The 19444-nt window shown below is 54.1% G+C and carries 15 protein-coding genes; 11 read left to right on the top strand and 4 right to left on the bottom strand.

Annotation, left to right across the window (positions count from 1 at the left end; all coding sequences use genetic code 11):
• The first annotated feature begins 363 nt into the window (after positions 1–363).
• Genes FBQ85_13150 through FBQ85_13140 form a run of 3 tightly spaced genes read left to right on the top strand, consistent with a single transcriptional unit; the run spans position 364 to position 6002 of the window.
• Positions 364–1257, top strand: coding sequence for an isoprenyl transferase (locus tag FBQ85_13150; GenBank protein MDL1876100.1), 894 nt, complete (start codon positions 364–366; stop codon positions 1255–1257).
• 34 nt (positions 1258–1291) lie between these two features.
• On the top strand, positions 1292–2806 hold the full coding sequence (locus FBQ85_13145) for a hypothetical protein (GenBank protein MDL1876099.1): 1515 nt from the start codon (positions 1292–1294) through the stop codon (positions 2804–2806).
• A 28-nt stretch (positions 2807–2834) separates the two neighbouring features.
• A complete protein-coding gene (locus tag FBQ85_13140; protein MDL1876098.1) occupies positions 2835–6002 on the top strand; it encodes a hypothetical protein in 3168 nt (1055 codons plus the stop codon).
• A 13-nt stretch (positions 6003–6015) separates the two neighbouring features.
• Here FBQ85_13140 and FBQ85_13135 read toward each other — a convergent pair whose 3' ends face one another.
• The gene (locus FBQ85_13135) at positions 6016–7314 is read right to left on the bottom strand and encodes an RsmB/NOP family class I SAM-dependent RNA methyltransferase (GenBank protein ID MDL1876097.1); all 1299 of its coding nucleotides are present in this window, start codon (positions 7312–7314) and stop codon (positions 6016–6018) included.
• Between FBQ85_13135 and FBQ85_13130 the strand changes: the two genes are divergently transcribed.
• The 8 genes from FBQ85_13130 to FBQ85_13095 all read left to right on the top strand — a co-directional run bounded on the left by FBQ85_13130 (position 7314) and on the right by FBQ85_13095 (position 16507).
• Positions 7314–7604 carry a hypothetical protein gene (locus FBQ85_13130; GenBank protein ID MDL1876096.1) on the top strand — a complete coding sequence of 97 codons (291 nt, stop codon included), beginning with the start codon at positions 7314–7316 and terminating at the stop codon, positions 7602–7604. The genes FBQ85_13135 and FBQ85_13130 overlap by 1 nt on opposite strands.
• A 110-nt stretch (positions 7605–7714) precedes the next feature.
• Positions 7715–8293 carry a hypothetical protein gene (locus tag FBQ85_13125; protein MDL1876095.1) on the top strand — a complete coding sequence of 193 codons (579 nt, stop codon included), beginning with the start codon at positions 7715–7717 and terminating at the stop codon, positions 8291–8293.
• 163 nt (positions 8294–8456) lie between these two features.
• On the top strand, positions 8457–9794 hold the full coding sequence (locus FBQ85_13120; protein ID MDL1876094.1) for an efflux RND transporter periplasmic adaptor subunit: 1338 nt from the start codon (positions 8457–8459) through the stop codon (positions 9792–9794).
• Between the two features lie 86 nt (positions 9795–9880).
• Positions 9881–11107, top strand: coding sequence for an FtsX-like permease family protein (locus tag FBQ85_13115; protein MDL1876093.1), 1227 nt, complete (start codon positions 9881–9883; stop codon positions 11105–11107).
• A 191-nt stretch (positions 11108–11298) separates the two neighbouring features.
• Positions 11299–11904, top strand: coding sequence for a hypothetical protein (locus FBQ85_13110; GenBank protein MDL1876092.1), 606 nt, complete (start codon positions 11299–11301; stop codon positions 11902–11904).
• Between the two features lie 180 nt (positions 11905–12084).
• Entirely contained in the window at positions 12085–13035 is a 951-nt protein-coding gene (locus FBQ85_13105) for a metallophosphoesterase (GenBank protein ID MDL1876091.1), read from the top strand.
• Between the two features lie 23 nt (positions 13036–13058).
• A complete protein-coding gene (locus FBQ85_13100) occupies positions 13059–13982 on the top strand; it encodes a substrate-binding domain-containing protein (protein MDL1876090.1) in 924 nt (307 codons plus the stop codon).
• 2 nt (positions 13983–13984) lie between these two features.
• Entirely contained in the window at positions 13985–16507 is a 2523-nt protein-coding gene (locus FBQ85_13095) for an ATP-binding cassette domain-containing protein (GenBank protein MDL1876089.1), read from the top strand.
• Positions 16508–16574: 67 nt separating this feature from the next.
• On the opposite strand, the gene FBQ85_13090 is transcribed toward FBQ85_13095, so the two are convergent.
• From FBQ85_13090 to FBQ85_13080, 3 genes are all read right to left on the bottom strand, one after another.
• Complete coding sequence (locus FBQ85_13090; GenBank protein MDL1876088.1) at positions 16575–16811, bottom strand: DUF2283 domain-containing protein; 237 nt, start codon at positions 16809–16811, stop codon at positions 16575–16577.
• A gap of 15 nt (positions 16812–16826) precedes the next feature.
• On the bottom strand, positions 16827–17057 hold the full coding sequence (locus tag FBQ85_13085; GenBank protein ID MDL1876087.1) for a hypothetical protein: 231 nt from the start codon (positions 17055–17057) through the stop codon (positions 16827–16829).
• Between the two features lie 206 nt (positions 17058–17263).
• Positions 17264–18406 carry a hypothetical protein gene (locus FBQ85_13080; protein ID MDL1876086.1) on the bottom strand — a complete coding sequence of 381 codons (1143 nt, stop codon included), beginning with the start codon at positions 18404–18406 and terminating at the stop codon, positions 17264–17266.
• Between the last annotated feature and the right edge of the window lie 1038 nt (positions 18407–19444).

Below are 19444 nucleotides of genomic sequence, written 5' to 3'. Positions count from 1 at the left end.
TTACAAAACGGCAGACAATAAACAAAAATGATGCCTCTTGCGCAAGCTTGTTACGAAAATTTATTGTGACGTGGCTTGGCGCTAAAGTTTTAAATGTCTTCACGCGCCCAGCAGAAATCCCGCGCGCAAATTTCCGGTGCGCAGGAAGCGCGTTCGTCGCTATTTAGTCTTATTCGCAAAGATAGCCTCGACCATCGACTCTTTACCTTAAATCCATAACTGCTAACATATTAGGCTGTGTTCCACCTTCTTGGCACGAGATGGAATTCTGCTTGACTTTGAATCAGCCATCAAGTAAGTTCCACAGCCAATTCGGAGCAGTTAAATTAACCTTTTAGACTTTAGCGAGTTACGAGCAGGTTCATGAATTCGGAAGACAAACAGGACGGTTATCACGACGCGAGTTGGCGCAACTCGCATGCTTTGCTTGACGAGCAGGATGCTTTAGATGCGTATGTGAAACGCCTTAAACTCGGCCCGCTCCCCGAGCATGTGGCCATCATCATGGATGGCAACGGCCGGTGGGCCAAGCAGCGGAAGCGGTCGCGCGTCGAGGGCCACCGCGAAGGCGTCAACTCCGTGCGCGAGATCGTGCGCGCGTGCGGCGAGTTGAATATTCGTTACCTCACGCTTTACACGTTTTCAACGGAAAATTGGAAGCGCCCCAAGAGTGAAGTGGCGGCGCTTATGGGGTTGTTGATCACGACGATTCGCGAAGAGATTGATGAGCTCAATCGCAATAATGTGCGCTTGATGACGATCGGCCGGTTAAGCGATCTGCCTTATGTGGCGCGCGCCGGCATGGAACATGCCATGCGGGTGTTGAGCAAAAACACCGGATTGACGCTCAATCTTGCGCTGAGTTACTCCAGCCGTCAAGAGTTGACGGACGCCATGCGTCGCATCGCCGCAGAAGTGAAGGCCGGGCGCTTGAACCCTGCGGCCATCGATGATGACATGATCAGTTCCTTCTTATACACCTCTGAGCTGCCAGACCCCGACCTTTTGATTCGCACGAGCGGCGAGCTGCGCATCAGCAATTTCCTGTTATGGCAATTGGCTTACACGGAAATTTACGTCACGGACGTTCTGTGGCCCGATTTCCGGCGCAAGGAGTTGTACGAAGCTCTGCTCTCGTTTCAATGCCGCGAGCGCCGTTTTGGCCGCGTGAGCGAACAATTGATCTCTTCCGACCTCGAACCGCACGGAATTCCGGAGCCTGACTTTGCCGCGCCGGTCGCGCTAGACTTGGATTAGCTTTTATCATCACACTATTCTCGCCTCTACGGCCATGACTAAAAAACGCCGGCGAGTGTTTGGGGCGGTGGCTGTGCTCACCGCTCTGACACTGACTTATGCCGGTTGGAAAATTTACGCCAGCCGCCCGCTGCTGCAACGTCTCGTCGTGGAAAAAATCGAGACTACGCTCGGCGGTGAGTTGTATTATCGCGAGTTTCGTCCCACCTTCAGCGGCGTCGATATTGCAGACGTTTATTTCACGCGCGGCGCGGCGAGCAAGATGCGCTGGGCGCTGCATGCACAGCAAATTTCGGTGCGCGTGAATTATGTTGCGCTGCTGCGCGATCTCTTCGAACCGGCGCCACGTGTGATTCGCATTTCCGTTATCCAGCCGACCCTAACGCTGTCGCCGGCGCGCGCCACGAAATCGTTGCCGTCTCGCATGCCGGCCAGGTCCTCTCCCGCCACGCCGCCGGCGGAAACCGCCAAACCGGGCGCGCCTTCTGCAGAGGAGAACACGGCGTCAAAATATGTCATCATCGAAAATGTCGAGATTCAGCACGGTGAAATTGTTTGGCAAGATAGCGCTTCCGGCTTGCCGGACCTCACCGTCGTCAACGAGTTGAGCGGGTGGTTGCAAGCGCTCGGCGAATCGCATGCGCAAGTTCGTTTGCACGGCAAAGTGCGGCATCCAAGCGAGGCTGAATTGACACTGTCAACCGCGGTTGATTTGCAGCATATTGCCCTGGATTCCGTGCAGCTCGATATCTCCGATTTGCAGTTCACCGGCAAGTTGCCGCTTGCCGTGCCCGGCCGTCTGGAAATGGCTGGCGGCAAGCTCGGCGGAAGCCTGGTGTTGTCGCGATCGACTCTGCCCTCCGCGCCGGATGAGATTCGAGTCGGCGGGCATTTGCATTTGCGTGACGGCAAATTTTTATATGCTTTCACCGGCCCATCAAATGGCTCCGGCAAGACGAAGCGTTCGCATTCCTGGGCCGATCACCTCGCCCAAAAATTTTTCGCGCTCTCCGGCAGCACGTTCTTTGACCGCGTTGCCACTTCATTGCAAAATGCGCCGCTGCAAATCGAAAATGCCAGCTTCGATGCCACGCTGGAAGACGGCCAGCTCGTGATTGCGAACGGCCGCCAGCTCGTGAATAATCAGCCGATGCACCTCAACGGCAGCGTGCAACTCGGCGAGTTGCCGTTTTGGGTATCGCTGCCCGAACGCGGGCAAAAAGCATATGCCGTAAAGATCGCGGCCAACTCGCTTGACGGCGATTCCCTGGATGCTCTCGTTGAAGTTCCTGTCCGGGCGCCCGCGGTTGATTTACACTTCGTCTGCGATTCGCTCTCGCTGCGCGAATTTTTTGCTCCGTTTCACCGCGTGTCTGAACAAAGCAAAGTTTCTGCCGCGAAAGTCGCCCCGCCAGTTTCCGGCATTGCCGCCATTCGTGCGGATTTTACCGGTTCCTTCTTTTCGCCTCGCATTCAGGCAACCTTGACCAGTCCACATGCTGTGATTCACAAAAAGCGGGTGCGGCAACTGGAAGCGCAATTCAGTTAAAACAGCGCTGCATTGGCGGGGCCGCGGCATGATTGATTTCGACTATGGCCCGGCAGCGCAAAACGCTGCGTCCGCGCCCGGGTTCAACTGGGAGGGTTGGGGCCAGGTTGATCTCGCGGCCAAGAACTTGCCACAATCCGCGACCGTGGTGGTAGATGGGAATCTGACGCCGTTACTTTCGCGTTTATTGGCGCGTCGCGGCTTCAAGCTCGAAACCCAAGGGCAGAAGGAAAGCGAGGTTCCGTTTTCGTTTTTGTCCTCATTGCCGGAAACCCGCCTCGCGGGGCTCGCGCAAATCTCCGGCAGCGTTTGGCAGCCGATCGTACACGGCCGCATGAATCTCGACGTGAAACGGCCGCAACAAACGGCCACGCGCTGGCTCGGCAATTTTTCGCTGGTAGACGACACGCTGCATTTGAAGGCCTCGCTGCCAAATCAAGCCTCCAAGGTGAACGCGACCATCTGGCGTTTGGGCAAGCGCCCGCTCTTTAAAATTGAAGGACTCGAAGTCGAATTGCTGCCCGTGATTTTTGGCGAAAAAATTTCACGCACGTTGTTGGCAGATTTGGATATGAATTTCAGCCTGATTGGGCATACCGACAGCTTGAATATCAATATCGACGCGCGCAAGAAAGCCGCGCCCACGAAGCTATTTCATCTCGTCGGCTATATGTTGCCGTTGCTGCAGGGTGACCGGGTAACCTCCGGCTATGTCAAGTTTTTCCCCGATCAGCCGAATGCGTTTGCGGCGAATTACACGCTGCACGTGCAAGACAGTCTGTTTAAAATTTCCGATTTTCGCAGTGAGCCGTGGCTCAACGCCGCGCTGGAAGTCAAAACCGGCCGCAGCCGCGAGATCAAGGGCGGCATGCGTTTGGCAGGCGCCGATCTTGCGCGTTTGCTCACCGGCGCAACCAACGACAGCGCCATTTATCGCGGCAAATTGTTCGGTGAATTGAATATCTCGGGCACGCTGCACGATCCGCAAGCTGCCGGAAATTTTTGGCTGTTTGACGGCTTTTTTCATGGCCTGGGAAATTTTGCCCTGAGCGGCAAGATGCGCGCGGATCGCAGCGGGTGGAAAGTCGACAGCCTGGCTGTCACCAAAGACAAACAACCGTATCTCACGGCCGGCCTCGGTTATCGCCGCAGCGATCGGCGCATGCACATGAACGTGCACGGCGCGGATTTACGCGGCGGCGAGTTGCTGCATGCGCTGTTCAATTTTCCAGAAGATAAATTTGACGGCGCAACCACCCTGGATTTGCGCGCCGAGGGGCCGGCTAAAGATTTTTGGAATGAAAAAGGTTTGCCGCTTTCAGGAACGTTGGCGGTGACCGAGGCGCAGGTTTGGGGCGTGCATTTTGATGAAGTGACCGCCGATCTGGCCGCCGGCAGCCGCTCGGCAAAGCAAGCCATGCTTTCGAGTCGCGGCTTATACCTGCCGCGCGTGCGCGCCGTCAAGCAAGACGCCTTCTCCCTGACCGGCGACGTATTCTTGCCGATCAACCGCACCAGCGCAGTGGCGGCTTCCATTAGCGGAGCAGGAAATTTTCTGGCAGTTCTTCCAGAAATGAGCAGTTGGTTCAAAACCACTTCGAGTTATGGCCAACTCAGCCTGAATCTGTCCGGGCCGTATGAGCGCTTGACCATCTTCAATTCTCATTTAAAACTCAATGACGGCGCCGTGACCATGACGCGGCTGGCGCGTGACGTGACGCATATCGAAGCTGAAATCTCTGTCGATGGCCGCGGCACATTTGTTGAGATTCCGCGTTTCACGGCGCGCTTCGATGATGCGACCGTAACGCTGCGCAACGTCGAAAGCCTGCCCTCGCTGCTTCTGGCCGATGCTGGCAACAATGCCGGGTCAACGTTCACGAACACGATTGATGCCGCCTGGCAACCACTGCGCCTAGGCAACTCACCGTTGCACCTGGGCACGCTGTTGCTCAAATCGGATGATATGGGTTTGCCCTTGAGCATTCCGGGATTGATGAAAAAGCATGAAACCGGCCGCTTTCGCCTCACGGGTTTGATCGATTCCACCGCGCGCCGCGGCGACGCCGATGAATTCATTATCGCCGGGCCCTGGTCACATCCGGTGGTGCAGGGCCGGGCCGTGCTCGAAAATGTCGAGTTTCAATTTCCCTTTGATGAAGAAAGCGATCCCGGCTTGCGGCATTTGCTGCGCAATATAAATTGGAATGTTGTTGCTGAGAGCCGCAAGGATAATCACTATGTTCTCACCCAGACCACCGCGTTCAATGACGTTTATGTCAATCTCGGCATCGATGATGCGGCCAGCCGGTTGCGCTTTTCCGGTATTGTGTCCGACACGACATTTTCCGATGAAGCATTTTTTATTGAGGGGAAAGTCGTTTCGACGCGCGGCGAAGTGGAATATCTCGATATGAATTTCGAAGTGGAGGAATTTGGCGCCGAGTTCGACAAGAGCCAGCTTTTCCCTCAAGTGTATGGCCGCGCCAAAACCGTGGTGCGTGATTCAACCAACACGCCTTACAATGTTTATCTCACATTGGTGGCCGTCGATCCCACTTCCGGCCGGGAAGAGTTGCGCGGCCGTTTTCAACACGCCATTTTCAAGCTGACGTCCGATCAACCGAATTTTTGGGGAACCGGCCAGGAACAAGTGCTGGCCTCGCTCGGCTATTCCGTTGACAATCTCGGCAAAAGCGCGACCGAGGCGGTGGGCATTGGCACGGACAATTTGTTGATGCGGCCGTTTCTGCGGCCGGTCGAACGCGCCGTGCAGCGCACATTTGGCCTGGATATCGTGCGCTTCAGTTCGCGCTTTACACGCAATTTTCTGACGACGAATTTCAACAATAATGCCGCCGATAACGCCTCCGCTGCGCCGGAGGCGCATCGCTCGCTGTTTCGCAGCAGCCGTGTGACGGTGGGGAAATACTTGTTGAACAATCTCTATCTATCCTACATTGGCCAGCTCGAAAGCGGCCTGGAACGCGACAGCACCAACCATGTTGCCGGCCAGCCGCTGCCGGATTCGGAATACAAATTGCAATTGCGCCATCGCCTCGGGCTGGAATATCGACTCAACCCTGACATGCTGTTGCAGGTGGAATATGACTTCGCCGATGAAAGCGTGCGCGCGGATCGCAAGATCTGGCTGCGCCATTCCTTCCCCGTCGAATTTCCCAAAGAAACGAATTAGCGCCGGTATTCGATCAAGCAAGGCGCCGTTCCATCACCATAGCAAAAAAGCCGTCGCAACCGTGCTTGTGCGGCAGGAGATGAATCGCGCCGCCCTGCGCCAGATGGCTGAGTTGATAGCGCTGCAGAATTGCAGCAGCATCTGCGGCCTGGAATGAGGGATTCCCCTCCAAAAAGGATTGCACCACGGCTTCATTCTCTTGCGCCAGCACGCTGCACGTGGCATACACCAAGCGCCCGCCCGGCTTGAGTAACGGCGCGTAGTCCCGCAAAATTTGCTGTTGTTTCGCCGACATTTCCTCCACCATTCCGGGAGTAATCTTCCACTTTGCATCGGGATTGCGGCGCAATACGCCGGAGCCGCTGCACGGCGCGTCAATCAAAATCGCGTCCATCTTGCCGGGCAGAGAGGCGGGCGCCTCGTTTTCTTGCAACACATGCACACGAATATTGTGCATACCGCTGCGCCGGCTGCGCTTTTGCAACTGTTCCAGCCGCTTTGGCGCCACATCGAACGCAAAAATCTCCCCGCGATTTTTCATCAACGCCGCCAAATGCAACGTTTTGCCGCCACCCCCGGCGCACACATCCGCGACGCGCCAGGTGGGTTTGGGATCGAGTAACAGCGAAACAATCTGGCTGCCCTCATCCTGCACTTCGAACCAGCCGGCACGGAATAAGTCGAGATTGAAAAGATTCATCCGTTTGGCGAGATGCAAACCTTCGGGCGAAAGCGCAGTCTCTTTGCCATCGAAGCCTAGTTTCTGCAATTCAAGCAGGCAATTTGCACGCGACGTTTGCAAGGTATTCACCCGGATCGTCAGCGGTGGAGGTTGATTGAGTGAGGCCAGTAAAGTCTCGCCTTCGGCTTCGCCGAATTGTTGCTGCACGACGGCAACAAACCAATCCGGAAATGAAAAGTGAATGCCCGGGTTGTCTTTGAACGTTTCCGGATTTTGTGCGGCGATTTGCGCCAGCTCGGAAAGTGAGGGAGAAAGCTTGTGAGGGGAGGGGCCGGAGATATAATTTGCAACAAGGTCTAAAGATAATTTTTCAATATGCAGCTTGAACGCCACAAACAGCCACGCCGGATTTCGTGCGGATTCCGGGCGCACCTGTGAAACCAATGTTTGCAAGAGCCGCTGGTGCCGCAAAATGCCATAAACACTTTCGGCCAACTCCCGGCGATCGTGCGAGCCTAAGTAGCGGCGGCTGCGAAAGAATTTGTCGATCAGATGATCTGCGGGGCGGGGATCTTCCCACAAAATTTCAAGCAATTCGATGGCGTGGCCGGCAAGCGATGCGGGATTCATTGCACAATAACCTGACGAATATTGATCAATCCCTGGCCCAGCAGGGTTTCATGATAATAATCTCCAGCGACGGCCAAGCCGTTGCCGGGTTGCTTCCGCGCCATCGTACTTTGTTTTCGGCTGTGAAGCAAGGCTTTTTTGAGCTGGTGGATTCGCCGCGTGACAAGAGAAAAGTTGCCGAAGTGCCAAAATTTGCCTATATATTGGCTTACGTGAAATGGGCGATTAACTTCTCAACTTTAGAAGAAAATTATAAAAATGTCTCGCCCACAAAAATGAAATCCCACTGAAAAGGCTTTCGTTTTTTGTGGGAGTTCAACATTTGTGGGCGAAATTCACAAAGCTGCTCGAAGAGCCTCGATTTTCAGCTTATCTGAAAATCGGTATAGGATTTTTGCATATGTTGATCGATGAGTTTTTGCCGAGGTATGACGTACACGAATATCATGAAATTGACATTGCCGCGCCCGCCGAACGCATTTATGCCGCCATGCGAACATTGGATTTGAGTCGTTCATGGCTGATACGCATGCTCTTTGGCCTGCGCGGGCTGCCGGCGTTATTCTCATCCCCTAGCGAGCCAAAACAAAGACTCGGTTTGACGCTTGCGGGCTTGCTCGACAGTGGCTTTATTCTGCTTGGCGAAACACCGCAACAAGAACTGGTGCTCGGCCTGGTGGGAAAGTTTTGGACGGCCTCCGGAGAAATTCAACATATACGCACCGAACACTTTCGCTCGTTTGATACGCCCGGCTTTGCCAAAGCCGTGTGGAATTTTTCGCTCGCGCCCCAACCAAACGGCGTGACGAACGTCTCAACAAATACGAGAGTACTCTGTTTGGATGAAGCCAGTCGCCGCCGTTTTCGGATGTATTGGCTGTTCATCCGGCCGTTTAGCGGAGCGATTCGTCTGGCGGCGTTGCGGGCAATTAAGCGCGCAACATTGAGACACGAAATCGCGCAAAGGCTCCAAAATTGAGCAGCTCATGCCGCAAAAAATCTTTTGGATTTTGTTTTTGTTTGATGATATTGCAAGAATGTTGGCGCCGTTGTCGCAGCGATTCGCTGACAACAAGTACTCGAATACGTGGTTGCGGTCGCGAGGTGTTTATCTCATGAAAGGAAGCTAGGAGTTCTGTCGTATGAAAAAAAGTCGATTTTATTTCCTGGGTATTTTGGCGGTTGCGCTGGTAGGCGGTTATTTTTTTCTGCGGTCGGGAAAGCCGGCAGAAAAAGCGGCGGCAACGCCTGAAAGTCAGGGCCGGATCGTAACGATCGCGCGCGGCGATCTCAATGCCGTGGTATCCGCGATTGGCAAACTCGAGCCGATCAACAAAGTTGAGATCAAGAGCAAGGCCTCCGGAGAAATCATGCTGATGCCGGTGGAAGAGGGCGATCGTATTGAAAAAGGCGCGCTCATTGCGCGCATTGATGAAACCGATGCCCGTAATTTGTATGAGCAAGCGGTCGCCGATCTCGAGGTCGCCAAGGCCGAGGTGGCGCAATCGGCAAACACCGTCAGCCGCCAGGAAGAGATGTTCAAGCGCGGGTTGATTTCGCAAGCAGAATACGATCAAGTGAAGCTCGAAGAAGTACGCGCCAAGGCGCAATTGGTCAAAGCCGAGACGGAAGTCTCCACGATGTTAGTGCGCTTGAAAGATTCGATCGTGCGTTCGCCAATCAACGGCGTCATCCTGAAAAAAGATGTCGAAGCGGGGCAGATTATCGCCTCCGGCATCAACTCAGTGAGCGGCGGCACCTTGATCGCGACCGTGGCGAATTTGGACAGCATGTACGTTTATACCGAAGTAGATGAAATTGACATTGGCCAGGTTCATATTGGGCAACCCGCGCGCGTCGTGCCGGATGCCTTTCCTGATATGGTTTATCGCGGCCGGGTGTTGCGGGTGTCGCCGCTGGCAAAAGTCGAACAAAACGTTACGACATTCAACGTTACCGTTATCGTATCGAATACCGATGGCCGGCTCAAGGCCGGCATGAACGCTTCCGTGGATTTAACCGTTGCGGATCGTGAGAACGCCTTGCTGGTGCCGAAAGAAGCATTGAAGGAGTTGCGCGAAATTCGCGCGCAAATGGCAGCGTTAAATATTCCAGCCGACACCAGCGCAGGCGGCCCCGGGCGCATGGCGCCGGATTCCTCGCGCGCCCAGTGGCGCCAGCGTTTCGCGGATAATGTGTCCTCGGATTCAACCGGCAGACGGGCGATGAACGGCAGTAATCCCGGAATGGCCAATGGCCGCACGCTGCGCAAATTTGTATTGCTTAAAAACGGCGAACGCTATCAGCCGCGTCCCGTGGAGATCGGCTTGAGCAACAACGACTATGCCGAGGTGTTGCGCGGCTTGCAAGAAGGAGATGAAGTGTTCGTGTTCAGCGGCAGTCGCGCGGGCATGGCGCGACAAGCGTGGATGGATCGCATGCGCGGCATGTCGGGTTTCGGCGGCGGACGGCCAAGATAAACTTGCGATAGAGTTTCAATTGCCGTTGGCCGATTGTATGATACCAAAAGTATCGTGCAGGATTCAGGTTTTGCATTTTTCGGGAGATGACGATGGATTTGCGGGAAAGCTCTAGCGTTGCCTTTGGCGCGATTATCGCGAACAAGCTGCGCTCATTTTTGACCATGCTTGGCATCATTATCGGCGTGAGCGCATTGATTACGGTTGTCGCTGTCGGCAAAGGCGGTGAGCGCGCTGTGGCTGAGCGGCTGCAGGCGTTGGGCACGAATTTGCTCTACGTCAGCCCCGGCTCATCTCGTTCCGGGCCGGTTATGACGAGCGCCGGCAGCAGCGTGAAATTGACACGGAAAGATGTGGAGGCGGTTCTGGAAGAATGCGAAGAGATCGAAGCCGTGGTGCCGGAATTTAGCCGCAGCGCGCAGGTGAAATACGGCAATCGCAATTGGAATACGCGCATCACCGGCACCACGCCGAACTACGGCGAGGTGCGCAACGTGAAGGCCGTTGCCGGGCGCTATTTCACCGCGCAAGAAGAAGCCTCACGCGCGCGTGTGTGTGTGCTCGGCTCAACGGTGCGCGATAATCTCTTTGACCCCAGCGAAGATCCGATCGGCAAAACCTTGCGCATCAGCCGCATGAATTTTCAGATTGTCGGAGTGCTTGAAACCAAGGGACAGTCCGGCGGCTGGATGAATCCGGACGATCAAGTGCTGATTCCGCTGGCTACCGCTCAAATGCGCTTGTTCGGCGTCGATCATATCACCAATTCCACGTTGAAGGTTGCCGATGCCTCTCTGATGGACAAAGCGTTTTACGATGTCGAACGGGTGTTGCGCAAACAGCATCGCCTGCGCGATACCCAGGACAATGATTTCAATATTCGCAATCAAGCCGACATTATTTCCACCTTCGAATCAACGCAAAAAACCATCACCATGATGCTGACCATCGTCGCCATTGTTTCATTGCTGGTCGGCGGCATCGGCATTATGAACATCATGCTGGTATCTGTTACGGAACGCACGCGCGAGATCGGCATTCGCAAAGCCATTGGCGCGAAGCGCCGCAATATCATGTCGCAATTCTTGCTGGAGGCGCTGGCGCTTTCGATTACCGGCGGCTTGATCGGCATTATGGTCGGCGTCGGCTTGACGAAGCTCGTCACGAATTTGATGGGCTGGCAAACCTTGATTTCGCTTCCTTCCATCGCGGTCAGCGTCATTTTTGCGGCAACCGTCGGCATCGTGTTCGGCCTTTATCCGGCCTGGCGCGCGGCATGGCAGAATACTATCGAGGCGCTGCGGTATGAGTAAGAAAACGGGGAGCTGGCAACCATGACAGAATTTTGGTCGGTATCATGAATGCCCTGGGCTTGGATGAACAACATGCGTTGCTCAAGATTGTCGTGGTCAGATCATTTTGATACCCGTACCCAACTAGAGTCCCTGTTATGATTTTTGCCGATTGAAGAATTTGTCACAACCCTGCACTGCATCTTGGGATTATGAGACTTTGGCATCTTTTTTTGTTCAGCTTTTTGTGGATCGGCGGCGTGTTGGCCTATCGTTTTTGGCCAACGACAGAAATCACCCACGCGCCCGGCATTCTTATTCCGGAGGAACCCGAACAGCGCAGCGTGACGCAAACCCGCATGTGGCAGCACAAAGGCTACTGGCTGGAGCCGCTGGCGACCTTCCGGGTGAACGCGCGGGTTCTACACAAAAAAGATTATAACTTCGGCCGCGAAGCGGATTTGTCGCCGCTTGATTTGGCGTTGGGTTGGGGGCCGATGTCGGATCAGAGCGTCATCGATCGCCTCACCATCAGCCAATCCAGTCGCTGGTATTTTGTGCGTTTTAAAAACGCGCCGCTTGCCAACAAAGCGATAACGGCCTCATCCGCCAATATGCACATGATTCCGGCGAATGAGGCGATTGAAAAAAAGTTAAAATCGTTGCGCATCGGCAATCTCATCAGCCTGCGCGGTTATCTCGTTTCCGTGCGGGCGGAAGATGGCTGGCGCTGGCGCAGCTCTCTCCGCAGAGATGATACCGGCAACGGTTCCTGTGAAGTGGTTTGGGTGGAGGAGGTGTCGGTTCAAAAGCAGTGAACACGATTAACCGGCTATCGTTTGATCATTTGATGTAAGCTGGTAGAAATCCCCTGGAATATTCGCCAATGAAATAAGCAGCATCAGGAGTTATCCCGGCGTTATGCTCATGCCAAAACAAACAAGAGTTGATGATTAGGCCGGAGCCCAGGTCGTGTCTTCCAGTCCCTGGAGATGTTGATGGCAAAAAGATCGATCAATCGTCGAGAATTCTTAAGCAACACAGCAACCGCTGCCTTCGGAACTACTGCCCTTGTTTCACTCGCCACTGTCTCTTGCGCACCGGCGGCGCCGCAACGCCGGCGCGTGCTGCGCCTCGCCCACTTAACCGACATTCATGTACAGCCCGAATTGAGCGCCACCGCCGGCATGGCGCGCGCGCTGCAGCATGCGCAAAATCTTCAAGATAAACCGGAAATAATTTTCAATGGCGGCGACGCCATTATGGATGCGCTGGGCGCGGATAAGGCACGCACGCAAACGCAGTGGCAACTTTGGCAAAGTGTTTTGCAGAATGAATGCTCGCTGCCCATCGTGCATTGCCTCGGCAATCATGACGTGTGGGGATGGAAGGCGAAAAACCCGGCGATTTCATCCGAGCAACTCTACGGCAAGCAATGGGCGATGCAGGAATTCGGTTTGTCGTCGCGTTATTACAGCTTTGACCGCGCCGGCTGGCATTTTATCGTGCTCGACAGCACACATTTCCTCCCCGGCGGCTACATTGCAAAGCTTGATGATGAGCAGTTTGAATGGTTGCAAGACGATTTGAACAGGACGCCGGGAATCACGCCCATTTGTGTATTGTCTCACATTCCGATTATGTGTTTCTGCGCGTTTTTTGACGGTGAGAATGAAGCCAGCGGCGATTGGAAAATTCCCGGGGCGTGGATGCATATTGACGCGCGGCGCATCAAAGATGTTTTCAAACAACATTCGAATATCAAACTCTGTTTAAGCGGCCACATTCATTTGCAGGATGAGGTCGAATATCTCGGCGTCAAATATTTGTGCAACGGCGCGGTTTCCGGCAATTGGTGGGAAGGTGCCTATCAGGAATTCCCGCCGGCCTACGTCGTCGTAGACTTGTTTGACGACGGTTCCAGCGCAAGTGAATACATTCCATATTGATCTTGGCAAGGAGGCATGTCGTGATGAAAATTTTGATTCGGCTGGTAAGCCTGGCGTTGTTGTTGAGCCTCGGTTGCAGCAAAACCGCAGAGCAACGTGCGAACAAAGTCATTGGCGTCAGTTTGCTGGCGCGGCAGCATGAATTTTATCGAGATCTCGAAAGCACGCTGCAAAGCGAAGCGGCAAAACACGGCTTCGAGTTATTGATCGCTTCCGCCGATTTTGATTTGGGCAAGCAATCCGCCCAGGTTGAGGATTTCATCGTACGCCGCGTTGACGCCATTATTTTGTGTCCCGTGGATTCACGCGGCATCGCTCCGGCGATCAAAAAAGCTCAAAATGCAGCGATTCCCGTGTTCACGGCCGACATTGCTGCAGAGGAAGGTGAAGTCGTTTGCCATATCGCTTCTGATAATCTCGCCGGCGGCCGTATGGCGGCCGAGTATCTCGCCAAGCTGTTGAATGGCAAAGGCGAAGTCGCCCTGATCACCCACCCAAATGTCATGTCCGCGCTGGATCGCGTGCAAGGTTTCAAGGAAGCGATTGCAGCTTTTCCCGAGGTCAAAATCGCTGCTGAAGTCAGCGGTGAAGGCGTGCGGGATAAAGCCATGCCCGCGGCCGTTGATATTCTGCAAGCCCACCCTGAACTTGACGGCATTTTTGGCATCAATGATGACTCTGCGCTCGGCGCGCTCGACGCCCTGCAGCAACTGCAGCGCACGGAAGTCGTCATCGTCGGATATGACGGCATGCCGCAGGCCCTCGATGCCATCCGCAAAGGCACGGCCTTGAAGGCTGATGTCGTGCAGTATCCCAAACGCATCGGTGAAACCACCATCGCAAAAATCGCTGATTATTTCAACGGCATAACCGTGCCCAAGATCGTACCGGTCGACGTCGGCATCGTGGATCAGGCGTCTCTGCAAAACGCAACCGCCGGGCAGTAAGGATGGCCGCGCTTTTGAACATGCGCAGCATTCGCAAGCAGTATCCCGGCGCGCTTGCGTTGGACGAGGTGAACTTCGACTTGCAGCGCGGTGAAGTACATTGTCTCGTCGGTGAAAACGGTGCGGGCAAATCTACGTTAATGAAGATACTCTCCGGCGCGCTGCGCAAAGATGCAGGCACGATTCATCTCGACGGGCGTGAAGTCGATTTGTCTTCGCCGCAAGCGGCATTGCGGTTGGGTATTGGCACGATTTATCAGGATTTCAAGCTCGCGCCGGAACTCGCGGTGGCGGAGAATATTCTGCTCGGCCATGAACCGGCTATTGGCCGGTCTTTTTTTGTCGATCATCGCAAAATGCGCGAGCTTGCGCAAGCGGCGCTGGCCAAGCTGGGCGAAAGCATTGACAGCCGCCTGCCGGCCTCGGCGCTGAGCGTGGCGCAACAACAATTGGTCGAGATTGCCAAAACGCTTTCGCATGATGTACGCATTCTCGCGATGGATGAACCTTCGGCAGCGCTCACCGTTGCTGAGTTGAAAAATTTGTTTAATGTCATTCGCCGCTTGCGCTCCGAGGGGGTTGGCATCATTTATATTTCGCATCGGCTCGAGGAAATATTCGAAATCGGCGATCGTGTGACGGTGTTACGCGACGGCAGAGTCGTGGCAACCGCTGCCGTGGCCGAGGTCGATCGCAATCGTTTGATTCAGTGGATGGTGGGACGGGAGTTGGAGAATGAATATCCCCAGCGCTTGGCGCAACATGGGCGGGAAATTCTCCGGGTGAAAAATTTGATTGCCGGCAATTTGCAGGATATCAATCTTACCTTGCATCAAGGCGAAATCCTTGGCCTCGCCGGCCTGGTGGGCGCCGGCCGCAGCGAGTTGGCGCATGTGATTTTTGCGGCGCAGCTCCGCGAAGGCGGCGAGATTTTCCTCGATGGCGCGAGTATTCATCCGCGTTCACCGGCGGAGGCCATCGCCCTGGGCCTGGGGTTGTTGACGGAAGATCGCAATCGCCAGGGACTGCTCATGCAAATGAACGTGCGTGAAAACATCTCTCTCTCGAATTTACGCCGCTTGCAGCGTGGACTTTTTCTCGATCAGAAAAAAGAAAGGCGGGAGACAGAGAAATTCCTCACTGACTTGCACATCAAAACTTCCGGGCTGGAACAGGCGGTGGAGCATCTCAGCGGCGGCAATCGCCAGAAGGTTGTGCTGGCGCGCTGGCTATACACGCAATGCCGGGTTTTGATCTTTGATGAGCCGACCGCCGGCATTGATGTGGGCGCGAAACAAGAAATTTATAACTTGATCAATGAGCTGGCGCAGTCGGGCAAGGGCATTCTGGTGATTTCATCGGATTTGCCGGAGCTGCTCGGTATTTGTGATCGCATTGCCGTGATGCAGGCCGGACGCATCACCGGAATTTTGAACCGCGAGGAATTTGATCAGGAAAAAATCATGATTCTGGCAACGGGCGGAGAACCGCATGAGCCAATCTCTTTTCCAACTCAGCAAGAGATGAACGGCATGACCCCGACAATTGAAAAGACAGTTGCAGCGGCGCCGTTGCGTAAACCATCGAACCGGTTGATGAAGGCGCTCGGCGCTTACGGTATCGGCGTTGCATTATTGCTTGAAGTCGTGATCTTCGCCTTGCTTTCGCCTTATTTCTTCACGGCGGATAACCTGCTCAACGTCACGTTGCAAACCTCGATCACCGCCATCATTGCTGTGGGCATGACGCTGGTGATCTTAACGGCCGGCATTGATTTGTCTGTGGGCGCGCTTGTCGCATTTTGCGGTGTCGTCGCGACCAGTGTCTTGCAAGTCGATCTTCCATATGCGGTTGCTCTGCCGCTAGCGTTGGTGGTTGGCGTTATGTTGGGCGGTTTCTCCGGCGCTTTGGCGGGCGTCTTCATCACACGTTTTAACATTACGCCGTTCATCGTCACGCTCGCGTTTATGACGATTTGGCGTGGCGCTGCCTTCATGTTCACCGATGGCCGGCCCATCTGGAATCTGCCCGAGGCTTTCAGCAGCCTGGGCAGCGGACGCGTGCTCGGCGTTCCTGCGCCAACACTCATCATGCTTGCGGTGTATGCCGTCGCCTATATTGTGCTCTCGTACACGCGCTTTGGCCGTCACGTATACGCCGTCGGCGGAAACAAGGAGGCCGCGCGTCTGGCCGGCATCAACATCAATCGCATTATCGTGCAAGTCTACATGATCTGCGGCAGTTTGGCTGCGTTAAGCGGGATTCTGCTCGCCGCGCGCATGAACTCCGGACAGCCCAACGCCGGTTTGATGTATGAATTGGATGTCATTGCCGCCGTGGTGGTGGGCGGCACCAGCTTGTTCGGCGGGCGCGGTTCGATTGTCGGAACGTTTCTCGGCGCGATGTTGATTGGCGTGCTGCGTAATGGTTTAAACTTGTTGAACGTGAATTCTTACGTGCAGATGGTGGTGCTCGGCGCGGTTATTTTGCTTGCGGTGATGCTGGATCAAGTGAGAAAGAAGTAAGACGAGTCAGTCTGAAGGAGATACACGTTTGGCGTTGCCCCGGTGTTCATTGGATTATACTGGCACATCATTCTGCAATTAACGCCTCTTTGCTGAAAGTGAGGTTTGCAAGAGGAAGCGCTGATACTTCTAAACGGGACAAATCTACCAGGCGACTCGCATCCTCGATCTCAATACCAATAACCTGATTCTGATCATCGTAATCGAGCACGATTCCGGGCGCGACCTCTTCGGATTCGACACTAATCTTGTCAGCCAGCTTCAAATAAAGCATGTCTGTGTCAGGATGATACTGAAAAATCATAAAAATTCCTCTAACTTAAGGTCGAAATCCACGATCGGGAAAAGCATTGTGTATTGTTTCTCCATCCGGCTCTGTAACCACACGGAGAAACTTGCCCAACTCCGGAATAAAAGCCCAATAACGAATGCGTCCGTTGGCTTGAGCTTCCTTATGCACCGGTGAATTGATGGCAAATTCAAGCCATTCCGCCTTTAGATAAGGTCGGCGTGGCATCACACTCGTGACAAAGTATGGAGTCGTTTTCACTTTGATAAAATATGAAAATGGGGTTCCAATTACAATAGGAATGATGAAATCTTGGGACAAGGGGGAAAGCTGGAACTATCATGCTGTGCGGGGTGTGGGGCGTAAGGAGTGATGGCGGGTTAACGAGTGCGAGAAACGGGCCGGGTTGGACAAAATATCCGCGAGAATACACACTCGTTGCATTGTATCCAAGACAGCCGCTGAATTCAAAATCCCACCTGCACGCGCAACGCATGATTCCAACTGGCGAGTTGCCCGGCGAATTTCCCCATTTCTTCACCATAAAAGGCGTAATCCGCGCGCAACACATAGAGATTCAGGCCCGCGCCCAATGCGGGATAGCCCTGGCTGAAACCGCCGCGCAGCATCAGCAACGGGGTGAGATTGAATTCCCCGCCCATATAAACCGTTTTGAAAAAGGAATTGCCGCCGGTAAAGGGTTCGTCGAAATCGAGCGCCAGCGCAAAGTTATAAAACCATTTCTGCAAGCGAATGCCGGGGCGATAAACCATGCCGAGCCGATACGACGTTGAAATTTTATTGGGCGGCACGGGATTGTCCAGCGTTGCGCCTTTGGCGTTCCAACTGAACGAGGTGGAAAAAATATCATACACCGCAGCGCCGAATTGAAAGCGGCGATTGAGAGTGTAGAATGCGCCGAGATCAAAGCTGAAGCTCCGGCCGCGATAAAAATAGAGGCTCTCGTTATTGGTGAAACCGGAGATAGTTTTGCTTTTGCGCGTAATCCAACGGTTCAGATATTTTCCCGTCACGCCCACGCTGAAATCGCCGGCGCGTCCGCGCGGGCCGGCGGCGAACGTATGCGCGAGTGAGGCCATTATTTGAACGTCTCCGCGCAGGCGTGTATCGATGATTGGAATGCCGGTAGCGCCTTCGAACATTTCGTACACGGCATTGCCCGCGCTAAATATTCCGGCGCCGAAATGCCGCGAGAGAAAATGAATCGGCGCCGGACCCTCGACATTGATGATTGCCTGTTGTTGCGCGGCATCGAGCGCCTGGCGATAAAGATCGTTAAGCTCGGTATTGTTTAAACGCGCGATGTTGTTAAACTCTTCGCGATGATCTCGATAAAACTGATATTGGTCGAGCGCATTTGTGTTCAAGCGCACGCTGACATCCACAAAATTCAAGCGCGGGTAGCGCAGCGTTGTCAATAGCGCCGGATTGTAGAAAAGGATATTGTCTTCACCGGCGACAGCCACCGCTGCGCCGCCCATGCCGAGCGAACGGACATTGCGCACGGTCATGCGCGAAAAATCCTGCGTCCGGCCCACATCGACGTGAATCATGACTAAAGCAAAAACAACGTAAAAGGAGGTTCGCATAGGTGTTATCGATTTCGGATTGAGGATTGCGGATTGTGAAAAATGCGTTGCTAAGGACCCATGTTTTGAGAGAGGCGATTAACCCAGTTTTTTAACTAGGATATTATTTGTTAAGATGGGTCATAGCATTGCCGGGCTTTCAAGCGAGAGGGTGAAAGCCCGGTGTGATTTTTCCTGTTGCGCGCTGGAGTTTATGGACAGCCGAATTGCTTCAGCGCCTCCAAACCAGAATACACTACTTTGAAGAATTCGCCGGATGGCGTATTGCGAATGTTGGAAGGCATAGCCGTGGGCGGCACCGGCGGCGCGCCAGCGGGCAGTTGGCCGAATGTCGCATCGTGATAATAGTACCAAAGGCAGCGCAAGCCGTCTTCCAATGGCGGATAGTTCGCTTCAATAATGCTGTCCACCTCACGGCAAATCTGATTGGCCGTCTTGGAAGGATCGTCAACAAAAATTTGGTAAACATCCTGTACCTTCGTCAATGAGATGCGTGGATCAAGAATGAATCCGTTCGCGGCGTTGTGATCTTGATCGAGCATCAACACAAAACCGTATACCAATGCGGCGACGCCGCAGCTCAAATAAGCGTCATTGGCGTATTGAAATTCCTCGGGCTTGATCGTTCCGTTGATCAAACCGGCCACCACCGGATCCAAATCCTCTTTGACCGCGGCGAATACGTTCAGCAAATTTTGCAGCTCGGCCTCGGTAAAATCAAACAACCGAAACGTATCGTTGACGGCGGCTACCGTTTCCCAGCCTTTGTTCGCACTGCCGCCGGGCACGCTTTGCTGCAAAGCGTCGATGAAGGCCTCAAAATTGACATTGTAGGCGCGGATCGTAGCCACCGCATGAAAATAACGAATCGTCGGCGTTTGCGGGGATAATTGTTTCGCGCGCTCGAGCAAGGTGAGTGCTTCTTTGGGATTATTGTTCTTCAATTGTGATTGCGCTTCAGAAAGCAAGGCCTGAGGATCATTGTCTTTGTCGCCCGAGCTGAAGGGTGAAAAGATGTTACAGCCGGCCACCAGCATG

The sequence above is a fragment of the Cytophagia bacterium CHB2 genome (genome assembly GCA_030263535.1).
Lineage (GTDB): Bacteria > Zhuqueibacterota > Zhuqueibacteria > Zhuqueibacterales > Zhuqueibacteraceae > Coneutiohabitans.
The sequence above is the reverse complement of the archived record's forward strand: the minus strand, read 5'-3'. Positions and strand labels throughout refer to the sequence as shown.